The sequence below is a fragment of the Streptomyces sp. NPDC059679 genome (genome assembly GCF_042734105.1).
Classification (GTDB): Bacteria; Actinomycetota; Actinomycetes; order Streptomycetales; family Streptomycetaceae; genus Streptomyces.
In genome coordinates, this window is the sequence record NZ_JBHWES010000070.1 from 1 (window position 1) to 12,967 (window position 12,967).

Genomic DNA, 12,967 nt, shown 5'->3' on the forward strand with positions numbered 1-12,967 from the left:
TTCCTCAGGCCGTCCCGCGGCCGGCGCGCGGGCCCCGGGCGCCGGGGGCCCGGGCTCGACGAGGTGATGGGTGTTGATCTGTTCAAAGGTGTTGTTGCTTCCGGAGATCCAGAGCCCCCAGGACTCGTGGTTCAGATTGTTGTTCTGCGGGACGCCGGTGACTTCCAGCCCCTTGATGTGGATCCAACTGCCGGTGACATCGAAGCCCTTGATCCGGCAGTCGTCCGTCATACGCGAGAAATTGAAGACCGGTTTTTCCCCGGGGTAGGCCAAGTAGTGGATCTGATTGCCTGAACTGCCGCTCTTGTTCAGGGTGATCGCATCGACCCGGTCCGTCTGGCTCTTGCAGCTGTTGATCCCATGCGTATAGGAGTACGTGCCGCCCCGGAAATACACCGTGTCGCCCGCCCCGACGACGGACTGCGCATGGGCGATCGAGGCCCAGGGGCCCCCTGAGTTCCCGCGGCGCTGTCGCTGCCATTCGGGGCGACGTAATAGACATTTCCGGCCGCTGCGCTGCTTGTGGCTGCCGAGCTGGGGGCGATGGTGAGGGGGGTCAGGAGAAATGTGACGGCCGAGACCAGGAGGGCAGGCGTCACGCGGGAGGCGGATTTCATCGCTCGCTCCAGATGGTTGAGGAAAATCCTGGCGCAACCAGAACCTTCCACGTGTCAGAGGAAGCCGTCCATGGCCGCCGTCGGGCGTCGGCTGCTGTCGTCCCAGGCCGAGCTGTTGTAGCTGTTGAACGAGGGGTAGCCCTCGGGTTCCCAGAAGAAGGTGCCGAGGCCACCGAAGCCCTGCAGCCCGCTGATGAACGCCCGCAGCGAATCGCGCACCTGGGTGGGTTTGCCCACCGGCCCGCCGTACTCCACCTGCATGACCGGCTTGCCGTAGCCGGACTGGATGGTCTGCATGTTGGCCAGTACGCCGGGCACGTTGCCGCCCTGCGCATACGAGGACAGGCCGGTGATGTCCCATTTCCCGCCGTTGTCCCGGTAGGCGTTCAGAAAGTTCTGGACGCCGCTCAGGTTCTGCGGCTGGGCCAGATGCACCAGCACGGGGGTGCTCGGGAAGACCTTTTTGGACATGTCGTACGCGGCGTTCAGCAGGCCCGTCATCTGAGCCGGGCGGCTGAGACTGCCGACCGGTTTGCAGATTCCGGAGTTGGTTTCGTTGCCGATCTTCACCCAGGCGGGGGTGACGCCGTAGTACTTGATGACGTTGCACGAGTGGTAGACGTAGTCGTACATGGCGTCGAGCATCTGGCTGTAGTCCATGGCCGCCCAGGCGGCCGGCGGATTCTGCACACCGGCCGAGTTCCAGGTGTCGCCGAAGTGGAATCCGATGAGGACCTGCATACCGGCGTTCTCGGCCCGCTGGGCCAGCTGCGCGGTCTCCTCGATGCTGCAGTGCCCGTTGGCCGGATCGCTGGAGGGGTTGACCCAGGTCCGCAGGGAGACCGCGGTGATGCCGTACCCCTTGAGGATGGTGAACAGATCCTGTCGCACTCCGGCGCTGTTGTTCCAGTAGTAGCCGTGTGCCTCCATCTGTGGCATCCAGCTGATGTCAGCGCCCCGGACGAACGCTGCGGCCTGCGCCTGCGCGGGGGCGGCGGCGGCTCCGAGCGCCACCGTTCCGGCGCCGGCCGCGGCGCCCAGCAGTACGGTTCGGCGGCGCACACCACCTGGCCGTCGCTCACGTTCCTGTCCCTTTTCCATCTTCCACGCCCCATCTATCGGCAGGTTCATGACAATTCTCGGGACCGTGAATCACTGTGACGCATTCGAATCACTGAGCTACAGATTGCTGCATAATGCTGCGCTCGGCGGCATCAAGTGTCAAGAGACGGGGGCGGGACAGCGGCCCCGCAGGAGGATCTGACGATCAGGCGGGGCTGGATGAGCAACTGGCGGACGGGTACGGCTGACGGGTCGGGCGCGTCGAGGCGTTCCAGGAGCAGCCGCGCGGCCTGGGCGCCGATCTCGTGTTTGGGCGGCGCCACCGCGGTCAGGGGCACGTCGGCCAGGGAGGCGATCTCGTCGTCGTAGGCGATCAGCGCGATGTCGTCCGGCGTACGCAGGCCCTGGGAGCGCATCCGCCGGATCAGCTCGATCGCGTCGTGATCGGAGTGCACCAGCGCGGCCCGGGCGCCGTTGGCCAGGCACTCCTTGATGAACCGGTCATAGAGGCGGGTGGCCTCCGTGGGGCCCAAAGTGGGGCGTCCGCTGTCCAGGACCGGTGCGCCGGAGGCGAGGCCCAGGTGCCGGACGGCCGCTTCGTACCCCTCGCGGAGCAGGGGTGCGGTGGGACTGCCGTTGGTGAACAGGCCCACCCGCTCGTGCCCCAGGTTCATGAGGTGCCCGACCGCGCCGAACGCGCCCTGCTGGTGATCTGTGGCGACGAACTCGCCCGGCACATAGCGGTCGTACGGCCGTCGTTCCATCAGCACGAATGGCAGCCCGCCGGCCCGAAGCCGTTCGAACGGTTCCTGGGGCAGGACGTGGCCCGTGGCCGAGGCCACCAGCAGCCCGGTGGCGCCGGACGCGATCAGCTCCTCGATCTGCTGGGTGTCATTCGGGTACGTGTAGTTGCTCAGGCCGATGACCACGCGGACGCCGCGCTCGGCGGCCACGGCCTGCACGCCGGCGACGACTCGGGGGTAGTAGTAGTGCGCCGACGGGACCAGCAATCCGAGCGTATGGGCCGAGGCCGGCTTGGCATCGGCGCGAAGAGGGCCGGACGGCGCGCTCGCCGGCCGCGGGTCGGAGGGCTGCCCGGCGGTGTGGGATGTCGCGAGCACGGCACCTCCGCGGACCCGGGTCACCCGCCCTTCGGCCTCCAGTTCGAGCAGATCCCGCCGGACGGTGGCGCGCGACACGTTCAGGCGCGCGGCGAGTTCGGTGACCTTCAGTCCCTCGGCTGCTTCCAGCTCCCTGACCAGTAGCTCATGCCGCTGTGCAACGAGCATGTCGGACACGGCCCCCCTGTGAACAGATTTGAACGATTCTAGCCCGCGGACTTCGTATGCCGTCCAGTGCTGATCTTCGACCCGTCGGCTGGTGGCGGCCAGCCGGGGGCGGGGTCCTCGGTGAGCAGCGGCCGGAGGGCGCCGAGGACGGCGCCGATGCAGACGTCGCGCAGCTGGGTGCGGGTGCAGGTCTCGTGGGTGAGCCAGTCGACGCAGAGGACCTGGACGAAGACCAGCCAGCTCTTCAGGACGCCGGACACGGCCTCACGGGCGCTCGCGTCCGCGAGTGGGAGTACGGCCAGCAGCCGGGCACGGAGCGCGTCCAGCTCGTTCGTCATGATCGTCTGGATCACCGGATCGCCCGCCAGGACCCGGTTCGCGGCGAGGACGGCGTTGCGGTTCGCCACGAAGTAGTCGAGGTGGACTTCCATGCCCTGGATGAGCTGTTCCACCAGGGGGTCGGCAGGGTCGAGCCGCGTCTCGGCGAGCAGTTGGTCGGCCGCCTGCTGGTAGACGGCTGCGAAGAGGGCGTGCTTGCTGGGGAAGTGACGGTAGAGCAGCGCCCGGGACACGCCGGCCTGTTCGGCGACCTCCTCCATCAGCACCTCGGCGTAGGGGTGTGCGGCGAAGAGCCGTGCGCCGACGGCGAGGAGTTGGGCGCGGCGGTCGGCGGGGCTGAGTCGCTGGCGAGGAGGCACGAGCGCAGCTTAGTTGACATGGGTCTACTAGCGCACCCAATCTAGTAGATGTATGTCAACTAAGCTCCGCCAGGACGGCTTGGAGGGAATATGGCCAGGGGTCTGCGCGTACTCGTGCAGCTGATGGGCTGGGCCTGCGTGGCGATCGGCCTGTTCCACGTGGCACTCGGCAACGCGGCGATCCCCGGCGCCGGTTCCGCCGGCGCGACAGTCGACAGCTGGGGCCGGTTCATGGGAGCCGGCTTCGCCGGCTACGGGCTGGCCTGGCTCTGGGTCGCGCGACAGCGTCCGATCCCGGCTCGGGCGGTGCGGTGGCTGGCCGGCGTCTTTCTGCTGGGCGGCGTGGGCCGGCTGCTCTCGCTCGCCGTACACGGCTGGCCGCAGTGGTTCCAGATCGCACTGACGGCGATCGAGCTCGGCCTGCCGCCGGTCTTCTTCTGGCTGGCCGACGCGGAGGAGCGAACCCTGCGCGGCGATGTGGAGGCCGTGCCCGCCGGGCGGTGAAGGTGCCCGAGCTCGCCCGGATCTGTGCCGCGATCCGGGCCCTTGGCCGTTCCTCTGGGCGCGGCCCGGGCGAAGGTCGGGCGGTCCTCGGTCGTGGAGTTCCCCGGAGGCGTCCGGTGCCGGTTCGATGGAGGCACACGGCGATACGGGGGTGAGAGCGTTGGACGTCACGGGTGCGGGTGCGCCGATCGTGGCGGTGGTCGGGGTGGTCGGGACCTTGCTGTCGGCCCTGCTGACCCAGTGCGCGGCCGAGCGGAGCCGGCAGCGCGAGCAGGAGCGGACCGAGCGAGTGCGCGCGCGGGCGCGGGAAGCCGAGGCGCGGCGTACCTGTTACGTCGCACTCAACACCTCTCTCCGGCAGTATCTGGCAGCCCTCACCGACCAGTTGCACGCCCTGATCCGCGCGGAGGATCCGCGCGCGGCACGGCAACGCCTCAGCGAGGCCCGGGACCTGCACCGGGACGTGTACGCGGAGGCGCAGATGCGGCTGCCAGACCCCGTACTCGCCCTGGCCGGCGAGGTCACCCACGCGCTCGGCACCGTCTACGGCCGGCTCCGGCGCCTGGACGACGGCGTCCCCCGCCCGGGCGACTCGCTCGACACCGCCCAGGGGGAGATCGACGCACTGTGGGAACGGCTGCGGGAGCTGCGGCGCGGGATGCGTGCGGATCTGGGAGCTTCGGGAGTGTCCCGCCCGAGCCCGCCCGAGCCCGACACGTACCGTCCCCGAACCGATCCGGATGCGTTCCGGGCGCGTTCGGGGTGTTGACCGGGCGTTGGACGGAAAGGCTCGGTGATCGGGCATCGTTGTGACGGACATCTCGTCATCGTGAAGACCGTGACGGTCTGTTGATGTCCTCGAGAGGTGAGGAGTGCCGGTGGGGGACGAGGGGGAGAGCGGTGGCGTTCAGGCGTTGCGGGCCTGGGCCGGCGAGGCCATCGGGCGGGCGAAGGCGTTGCTGCCGGCGCCGGGCACGGTCGCCAAGACATCGCGCGCCCATGACGACTCGGTCACCGAACTCGACGCGCTCACCCGCCTGTTGGACCACGACCCGGAGCTGCGCAGCTCGGTGACCCTATGGCTCGGCGGTGCCCTCACCCTGCGCCACGGCGTCGGGGGCGGGGCGCCCGAGGACCGGGACCGGGCGCACGGTCTGCTGCGGGACGTACGGGACCCGGCGGCGAGTATCGGGGCCGCGGCCTCCACCGAGGACCGGCGGTGGGCCGCGTTGTTCCTGCTGACGCACGCGATGCCGCTGCAGGAGATGCTGGGCGGGCTCTCGCCGGAGCCGGACGCTACCGCCATGTTCGACATGATCATGCGGGAGGGGCCGAACGGGATCGCCGCCTTCGCGGCCGAGCTGCAGGAGCTGGTGACCGACGCGGCCGAGCTCCCGCTGCCGCCGGAGACCTTGGGGCAGCTGCGGCAGGTGCGCGACCTCTATGCCAGTCCGTCGGCCGACGGGATCGCCGACCTGTTCACGAGTCTCATGCCCGAGGATGGTTCTCCGGGGAACGCTCACCTGCGGCAGATGATGACGGACTTGCTGACGACGATGACTGGGGGCGCGGGCCCGAAGAGCGGTACGGCCCCGGGCCCCGGCCCGGACAACACGGGTGACACGCGCGCCACCCGAAACCCCTCTCACAAGACCGACGCCGACGCCCCGGACCCCTCTGCCGAGGCCGCCGCCCCCGCCTCGGCCATGCCCCGTACCCCCGACGATATCCGTCGGCTCATCGCCGCGTGGCAGGCCGTCAACACCACGTCCGTGGACTTCGTGAACCACGTCGGCGGCGGCGACCCCGCTGCCCTCAATCAGCAGCTCGGGCGGTTGCGCGACGCGCTGGACGGGCTGCCGGACGGCATGGCGGACAAGGACGCTCTCGGCGGGCTGATGGCCCTGCTGCTCAACGTGAGCGACGGCGCCGGCGGCACTCTTCAGGACCAGGCGCTCGGTCTCGCGCACATCCGGACGGTCACCGACTACCTGCGGCGCAAGTCGGAAACCTCGATCCCCATGGCCGACGGCCTCGCGATCATGGCGGATGTGATGGGCCTGATCACCGACGTCCGTACCGCCGCGCAGGCCGAGGACGTGAAGGGGCTCCGCGACCTTCTGCCCAAGGCCGAGGCCCTGGCCGACACCGTCCCCGAGGACCACGACCTCCGCTTCATAGTCCTCATCGCCCGCGCCATGGCCCGCCTCATGCTCGGCAGGCACACCATGGACAGGGATCTGCTGCTGCGCGGCCTCGCGGACTTCGAGGAGGGTAGGACCGCCGCGCGGAACAGCAGCCTCCCGATCGGGTACGAGGAGCTGGAAGCCCTGGTTCCCGACCTCGCGACCCTGCGTTCGTACCTCACCGACGACACGACGACGATCATCCCGGACCGGGACGTACCACCACCGGACGCCCCCGCCGACCAGCTGCACACCGCCGCGAACCGCCTCGGCATGCGCTACGGCCTCACCAAGGACCCGGCGGACCTCAAGGCCACCATCACCACGCTGGAACGGCTCCGCGAGCACGTCCGGCAAGGCCGGGCCCCGCGTGTCGCGGCCGAGTCCCTGTGGTCGCTCGCCGAGTCCTACCGCGCCCGCTGGCACCGGGAGCAGAACGCCTCCGACGCGGACGCCGCCACCGACGCGGCGAACGAGGCCCTGACCGCCCTCGCCGCCGATGTCCTTCTCCAGCACGGCGCCGAACACCGCCTGACGACCGCCCGCAACGGCGCCTCGCTCGGCGTACGGGCCGCCCTGTGGGCCGCCGCGCACGGAAGGGCGGCCGACGCGGTCGCCGCCCTGGAGCTGGGCAGGGCGCTGGTGCTGCAGTCGGCGGCCACCTCCCGGGCCGTACCGGACCTGCTGGAGGAGAGGGGTCATCCGGAACTCGCCGCCGGCTGGCGGGGGTCCGGCGCCGCCGACAGCACGGAGCTGCCCGCTGAGCTCCCCAGCACCCTGCGTCGGCAGGCCCTGGAAGCCCTGGGCTACCGGGAGCGGGGAGGACTGCTCGACACCCCCACCCCGCGCGAGCTGGCGGACGGAGTGGGCGCGGCCGGTGCGGACGCGCTGATCTATCTGGTCCCCGGCAGCGAGGGCGACGGCGAGGCCCCGGGCATGTTGCTGGCCATAGGCCCCGAGATCGGCATCGGCGTGGGCGCGCTGCCCATGCTGTCGGAAGCGGGCAGCGCCCCTCTGGAGCGATACCTGGACGCGGCCGCCGCCCGCTCCCTGGAACACGACGCTGAGACGGAACGGGCCTGGGAGGAGGCCCTGTCCGAGCTGTGCGACTGGGCGTACGAGGTCTTCGTCCATGTCCTCGCCGGGCTGGAGGAACATCTCCCGGGCGGCGCGACCGACGCGGCCGACCGCCGTACGCCCCGGGTCGTCCTGGTCCCCTGCGGCCGTCTCGGGATCGTCCCCTGGCACGCGGCCCGTTTTCCCGCCGACTCCCCGTACGACTATCTCTGCCAGGCGCTGGTGATCAGCTACGCGGCCTCCGGCAGCCAGTTCCTGCGTACGGTGAAACGCGCGCCACGCGATCCGATCGCGGCCCCGGCCATGGTGGCCGACCCGAGCATCACGCTGACGTATGCCGAGCAGGAGGTCCTGGAGCTGCGTAACGCCTTCTATCCGGGGGCGCGGCTGTACGGCGACTTCGGCACCCTCCCGCCCGACTCCGTGCCGACCGGCACCCCCGACCAGTTGCTGGCTCTGCTCGCCCAGGACCACTCGATGGTCCATCTGGCCACACACGGGCTGGCGGGGGTACGGCCGACGGAGTCGGCCCTGCACCTCGCCCCCACCGACCCCGGCGAGGAGATCGGCCGGCTCACCGTGACCCGCCTCCTCGACCGGCCACAGCCCGCCGAAGAGGCGGCGCCGGACGGCCCGCTGATCGTCCTGAGCGCCTGCCAGACCGATCTGAGCACCCGCGACCACGACGAGGCCCTGACCCTCACCACGGCGTTCGTCTCGGGCGGCGCTCGTGATGTGGTGGGGTCGCGGTGGACCGCCCAGGACAGCGCGACGATCCTGCTGATGGCGGTGTTCCACCACGGTCTGCGGGCCGGGCTCAGTCCGGTTGACGCGCTGCGGGCCGCGCAGCTGTGGATGCTCGACCAGGGCCGGAAGGACCCGGGCTGTCTGAGCGACACGTTACGGCACGACATCCGCCGCCCCGACCTCCAGCGGCCCGCCCTCTGGGCCGCGTTCATCCATCAAGGCCACCCCGGCCAGGGAAAGGAGACCGTATGACGCCGGGTGAGGACAGCGGGACGAGGCTGCTCGGCCTCATCGGCGAACACCTCGACAGCATCCGCGCCCAGCTGACCGATGAGCAGTACCAACTCCTGCTCACCCGGCTGCGCGCGCTCGCCGAGACCCCGCCGGACGACTCCAGGGCCGTACGCCGGGCCTTCCAGGCCGTACGCCTCTGCCTGCTGCCGTTGCCGTTCGACCATCCGGTCCGCGAGGCAGTGGACTCCGTCCGGCTCGTCGCCACGGCACCCGTCAGCCTCCCGGTCGTCCTGCGGACGCGGGAACTGCTGGCCCGGCTCACGGCCGGCCTGGCATCGACCCCCGCGCTCCCCGCCGAGCCCCCCGCGCCGCCCGACACCACGGCCATCATCGCCGCCGTCGAGCGCAGACTGCTCCGCACGCCCGCCCTCTCGGCTGCCGAGGTCCGCGGCCGGTACCTCGGTTCGGCGCCGCCACCGGAGCTGATCCGGCTGGCCGACCCCGACCTCGGCGACCGTTACCCGGAGTTCCAGTTCGAGCCCGGGGGCGGAGCACCGTACGAGGTGGTCCTGGAGGTCAACCGGGTGCTGCTCGCCGACGCGGACCCGTGGGGAGCCGCCGACTGGTGGCTGAGCGGCAACGCGTGGCTGGGCGGTGGGCCGCCCGTCGCCCTGCTCGGCATCCGGCCGGACCGTGACCTGGTGGGCGCAGCCGTCGCGTTGGTGGAGGGGGACTGATGCACGAGGAGTCCGTGTCGCCCTCCGCGTACCGCTTCCGGCCGCACTGGAAGGTGCTGCCCGCCGGTACCCAGCTGTGGCGGCTGCACAAGTCCCGGTTTGCGGCCGAGGAGTTCAAGCCGTTCGACCCGAAGGACCGCTCGCCCGGCCGCTTCCACGGCACGCCGGAGGACCCGTACCCCTGTCTGTACGCGGCGACGGACGCGGAAACCGCGCTCGCCGAGACCTTGCTGCGCTCGGTGGACTACGACCCGGAGACCGGTATGCGGCTCATCCTCTGGGCCCAGGTCCGGGGCAGGTCGCTGAACGTGGTGCGGACCCGGTGCGAGCTGAAACTGGTCTCGCTGTGTTCCGGAGCGGCCCTCGCCGCCGTCTGCCAGGACAACCGTCTGCTGGAGAACGAGGGGGACGAGCACTACGAGCTCACGCGCCGCTGGGCGCGGGAGATCCGGGCCCAGGCGCCCGAAGCCATGGGGATGATCTGGGGTTCGAAGCGCAACCCGTCACAGCAGGCCCTCGTGCTCTTCGGGGACCGTTTCACGGACTGCGCGGGCGGGCCGCTCGATCCACTCCCGTACCGCAGCATCCCCGACCTCGGCTCACCGGACGGCATCAAGGAGGCCAACCAGCTGCTGGAACCCCTCCGTTCGGCGATCAGGGAGCCGCTGCACCGCTGAGCCCGGCACCCTGCCCGGCCCCCTGACCTCCACTCGCTTGTCCCCGTGTGACACGTGGTGCCATCGTTGACGGCATGGCACCACCGTCTCTCGACCATGCGTCAATTCTCGGCGAACTACAGGAGGTCCGGCGGGCGGGGCTGCTCAGGCTGCGCGGTCGGGACCTGCCCGCCCTGGAGTCGGCCGCGGTCTCTTTGGCGACCGCGCGCACCCGCGAGGTCGCCGTGGAGGCGCTGCTCCGCCGCGCGGTGGAGCGGCTTGACGCGGGCACGCTGCGGACCGCCGCCGAGTACACGCTGGGCCTGGCCCAGGGCACCCGGGACTGGCCGGCGTCCTCCCGCCGGGCCCGCGCCGCCGAGGTGTACCGGGTGAGCGAGGAGCGCTTCCGCAAGCACCACGAGGTGATGGTGCTCGGGCAGGTGGCCGAGCACATCGTGGAACTGGTGGAATCGCTGAAGGACGGCGGCGACGAGCCGGGCGAGGGCGACTGGGAGGGTGACACCCACCGGTTCGTGGACGTCCTGGCGGGCGATCGGACCGTACGCCTCACCCTCCATATCCACCCCGTCGACCTGCTGCGGGACGTGGACGTGGTGGTCTCCCCGGTCAACACCTACTTCGCGCTGCCCGAGCCGTACAAGTCCTCGGTCTCCGCCTCGTTGCGCCGGGCCGCCTCCGTGCGCGGGGTGACCGGCGACCTGCTGGACGACCCGGTCCACGACGAGCTGCGCACCTGGGCGGCGCGGCACGGCACTTCGGGGCGGCCGGTGGTTCCGGGCACGGTGGCGGCGACCGGTTCGGGGGCCATGGCCGAGTACGGCGTACGGCGGATCTACCACGCGGCGGTGGCCGTACCCCGGGCCGGCACCAACGACTACGACGTGCTGCCCGCCGACGTCACCCGCGCCACCTCGCGCGCGATCGCGCTGCTGGCCGAGGAGCGCGACCGGCACGCCCCGCCGCTGCGCTCGGTGTGCTTCCCGCTGCTCGGCTCGGGGCGCGGCGGGCTTCCGTACCGGGTGAGCGCGGCGGCCGTGTGGAGCGCCGTCGAGGCGGAGCTGGCGCGCGGGGCGCGCTGGGAGGTGCACTTCGTGGTCCGCACGCCGGAGGCGGCCCGCGTGGTGGAGCGCATCCCGGCCAGGACCCGCCCGGGGCGCGACCAGTCGGCGCCCGGCCGATCCGTTTGACTGGAAGGGCGGGTCGCCCCGGTGGGGTGCCACGGGGGAGCCTCCCACCGGGGCGGCCCGCGCCACCGAAGCCACCGAAGCCGTTGATCTCGACGCGGTGTCAATTCACGTAAGGATCACGCATGTGGGTGCCGACGTCACATACCGTGGCCGTATGACCAGGGGGATGGTTGAGTGGGCGCACGGCTGCGCAGGTCGCACGGTGACCTGGCCCGCCCCGGATACGTATGTACTCGTCGACGGTGTCCTGCTGCGCATGGTGCCCGAGCCGCCCGGCCTGCCGCCGGGTACGGCCGTCAGCGTGTGCCACGATCCCGAACGGCAGCGGCTGGTGGCACATGCCGACGGTGCCGCCGACGGCACCGAGGCGGCGGTCGTATGAGCGTCCACAGCATGGAGTTCGGGGCCGGGTTCGAGGAACGGCAGCCCGTCGTCCTGCTCCTCGACACCTCCGCGTCCATGGGCCGCCCCGAGGAGCACCCGCGGATCGACGAGCTGAACGGCGCGCTGACCCGCTGGTTCGACGGGGTCCGCGGGCAGGAGCGGTTGCGCACCCGGGTCGAGGTCTGCCTCATCACCTTCGACTCGGCGGTGCGTGTCCACGACCCCGGCCCGGGCCGCCTGGTCCCGGTCGAGGAAGCCGACGCCGACCGGCTCTTCGTCCCGGTGGACAGCATGCACCCGCCCACGCTGCGCGCCGAGGGCCTGACCCGGCTGACGGAAGCCGTGGAAACGGCCCTCGAACTGGCCCGCGCCCGCTACCGCACCCTGCAACGGCAACGGGTGCCGGTCCGGCGCCCCTTCCTGTGGGTCCTGACGGACGGCGCACCGAGCGACGCCCAGGGCCGCCCCCTGGACGCGACGGCTCTGGCGGGCACGGCGGGGCGGGTGCGCCAGGGCGAGGAGCAAGGGGAGTGGATCTTCCAGGTGATCGGGGTACGCGGCGCCGACCTGCCGATGCTCCGGGTGCTGGCGCCGAAGGCCACGTCCCCGTTGGAGAACCTGGACTTCGGCCGGATCCTCGACCTGCTCTTCCAGAGCACGGACGACAGCAGCCCGGACCAGGCCGCGGATCTCATCCACCAGGACTTCGACGACCGCGCCGCCCGGCTCGCGCGCATGGAGAGGCTGGAGAGGGACCTCCGGTGATCGTCGCGGGCGCCTCCGTCCAGGGCACCGCTCATCTCGCCGCCGGGCAGGGCTGCCAGGACGCGTTCAAGGCGATCGACCTGGGCGATACGGCGGTCCTGGCGGTGTCCGACGGCGCGAGCAGCCGCGACCGCAGCGCCCTGGGCGCCCATATAGCCGTCGACGCGGCCTGCCGCCTGCTGACGGAGGACGTCCCGGACGCGGGGGAGCCGCCGGAGGCGTGGACCCGGTGGATCGCGGGGCGCGGGCAGAGGGTGGTCGAGGAGTATCTGCGGGCGGTGTCCGGGGTGTTGGGCACGGAGCCGGGTGTGTTGGGCGCGGAGCAGGGTTCAGCGGACTCCGGCGCAGCAGAGCCCGGCGCTCTGGCGGCCACCCTCACCGCGGCGGTCGTGGCCCCGCCCTGGGTGGCCTTCGTCTCGATCGGCGACGGCTTCGGCACCCTTCTGACCCGCGACGACCGCTGTCACCTGGTCCTCCCCCCGCCATCTGGTCCACCCGTCTTCCTCTCCTCGCCCGGTGCGGCCCTCCGTATCCGCACCTTCGTCGCGTGGGAGCCGGAACTCGGCGGAGTGGTCCTGGCCACCGACGGCTGCGCCGCCCTCACCCTCGACCACCCCTCCGTCCGCCAACTCGGCCCAGAAGCAGGACCCTTACCGGCCGAGCGCTTCTTCCTCGGCCTCGCCGCCACGCTCCGCCAGAACCACGGAGACGCCGAGCCCCTTCGGCATCGGCTCTCCGGGCCGGAGGCCGGCCGGACCGGTGACGATCTGACCGTCCTGTGCGCTCTCGTCGAAGGGGGGTGA

12 protein-coding genes and 1 pseudogene are annotated in these 12,967 nt (G+C 71.4%); 9 read left to right on the forward strand and 4 right to left on the reverse strand.

Annotated features, from left to right (window positions below; genetic code table 11):
* The 4 genes and pseudogenes from ACFV2X_RS44970 to ACFV2X_RS44985 all read right to left on the reverse strand — a co-directional run.
* Positions 1–654: pseudogene (locus tag ACFV2X_RS44970) on the reverse strand (hypothetical protein); the annotation flags it as partial.
* A 17-nt stretch (positions 655–671) separates the two neighbouring features.
* A complete protein-coding gene (locus tag ACFV2X_RS44975; protein WP_385627633.1) occupies positions 672–1,679 on the reverse strand; it encodes a glycosyl hydrolase 53 family protein in 1,008 nt (335 codons plus the stop codon).
* A gap of 152 nt (positions 1,680–1,831) precedes the next feature.
* Positions 1,832–2,968, reverse strand: coding sequence for a LacI family DNA-binding transcriptional regulator (locus ACFV2X_RS44980; RefSeq protein ID WP_385627635.1), 1,137 nt, complete (start codon positions 2,966–2,968; stop codon positions 1,832–1,834).
* A 38-nt stretch (positions 2,969–3,006) separates the two neighbouring features.
* Positions 3,007–3,666 carry a TetR/AcrR family transcriptional regulator gene (locus tag ACFV2X_RS44985; protein ID WP_385627638.1) on the reverse strand — a complete coding sequence of 220 codons (660 nt, stop codon included), beginning with the start codon at positions 3,664–3,666 and terminating at the stop codon, positions 3,007–3,009.
* Positions 3,667–3,756: 90 nt separating this feature from the next.
* Between ACFV2X_RS44985 and ACFV2X_RS44990 the strand changes: the two genes are divergently transcribed.
* The 9 genes from ACFV2X_RS44990 to ACFV2X_RS45030 all read left to right on the forward strand — a co-directional run bounded on the left by ACFV2X_RS44990 (position 3,757) and on the right by ACFV2X_RS45030 (position 12,967).
* A complete protein-coding gene (locus ACFV2X_RS44990; protein ID WP_385627640.1) occupies positions 3,757–4,170 on the forward strand; it encodes a DUF4345 domain-containing protein in 414 nt (137 codons plus the stop codon).
* Positions 4,171–4,330: 160 nt separating this feature from the next.
* The gene (locus ACFV2X_RS44995) at positions 4,331–4,939 is read left to right on the forward strand and encodes a hypothetical protein (protein WP_385627642.1); all 609 of its coding nucleotides are present in this window, start codon (positions 4,331–4,333) and stop codon (positions 4,937–4,939) included.
* A gap of 109 nt (positions 4,940–5,048) precedes the next feature.
* Positions 5,049–8,432: a CHAT domain-containing protein gene (locus tag ACFV2X_RS45000; RefSeq protein ID WP_385627643.1), complete on the forward strand. Its 3,384-nt coding sequence runs from the start codon at positions 5,049–5,051 to the stop codon at positions 8,430–8,432.
* Positions 8,429–9,151, forward strand: a complete 723-nt coding sequence (locus tag ACFV2X_RS45005; protein ID WP_385627645.1) for a hypothetical protein — start codon at positions 8,429–8,431, stop codon at positions 9,149–9,151. Before ACFV2X_RS45000 ends, ACFV2X_RS45005 begins: the two co-directional genes overlap by 4 nt.
* Positions 9,151–9,828, forward strand: coding sequence for an RES family NAD+ phosphorylase (locus ACFV2X_RS45010; RefSeq protein ID WP_385627648.1), 678 nt, complete (start codon positions 9,151–9,153; stop codon positions 9,826–9,828). Before ACFV2X_RS45005 ends, ACFV2X_RS45010 begins: the two co-directional genes overlap by 1 nt.
* Positions 9,829–9,902: 74 nt before the next feature.
* On the forward strand, positions 9,903–11,015 hold the full coding sequence (locus ACFV2X_RS45015) for a macro domain-containing protein (protein WP_385627651.1): 1,113 nt from the start codon (positions 9,903–9,905) through the stop codon (positions 11,013–11,015).
* Positions 11,016–11,169: 154 nt separating this feature from the next.
* A complete protein-coding gene (locus tag ACFV2X_RS45020; protein WP_385627653.1) occupies positions 11,170–11,397 on the forward strand; it encodes a hypothetical protein in 228 nt (75 codons plus the stop codon).
* Positions 11,394–12,164 carry a hypothetical protein gene (locus tag ACFV2X_RS45025; protein WP_385627655.1) on the forward strand — a complete coding sequence of 257 codons (771 nt, stop codon included), beginning with the start codon at positions 11,394–11,396 and terminating at the stop codon, positions 12,162–12,164. The genes ACFV2X_RS45020 and ACFV2X_RS45025 overlap by 4 nt, the downstream gene beginning before the upstream one ends.
* Positions 12,161–12,967: a protein phosphatase 2C domain-containing protein gene (locus ACFV2X_RS45030; RefSeq protein ID WP_385627657.1), complete on the forward strand. Its 807-nt coding sequence runs from the start codon at positions 12,161–12,163 to the stop codon at positions 12,965–12,967. Before ACFV2X_RS45025 ends, ACFV2X_RS45030 begins: the two co-directional genes overlap by 4 nt.

What these genes read in the sequence shown, in the direction of transcription:
- ACFV2X_RS44980 (WP_385627635.1), bottom strand. Translation starts at nt 2,968, where the DNA reads ATGCTCGTTGCACAGCGGCATGAGCTACTGGTCAGGGAGCTGGAAGCA.
- ACFV2X_RS44990 (WP_385627640.1), top strand. Translation starts at nt 3,757, where the DNA reads ATGGCCAGGGGTCTGCGCGTACTCGTGCAGCTGATGGGCTGGGCCTGC.
- ACFV2X_RS45005 (WP_385627645.1), top strand. Translation starts at nt 8,429, where the DNA reads ATGACGCCGGGTGAGGACAGCGGGACGAGGCTGCTCGGCCTCATCGGC.
- ACFV2X_RS45010 (WP_385627648.1), top strand. Translation starts at nt 9,151, where the DNA reads ATGCACGAGGAGTCCGTGTCGCCCTCCGCGTACCGCTTCCGGCCGCAC.
- ACFV2X_RS45015 (WP_385627651.1), top strand. Translation starts at nt 9,903, where the DNA reads ATGGCACCACCGTCTCTCGACCATGCGTCAATTCTCGGCGAACTACAG.
- ACFV2X_RS45020 (WP_385627653.1), top strand. Translation starts at nt 11,170, where the DNA reads ATGACCAGGGGGATGGTTGAGTGGGCGCACGGCTGCGCAGGTCGCACG.
- ACFV2X_RS45025 (WP_385627655.1), top strand. Translation starts at nt 11,394, where the DNA reads ATGAGCGTCCACAGCATGGAGTTCGGGGCCGGGTTCGAGGAACGGCAG.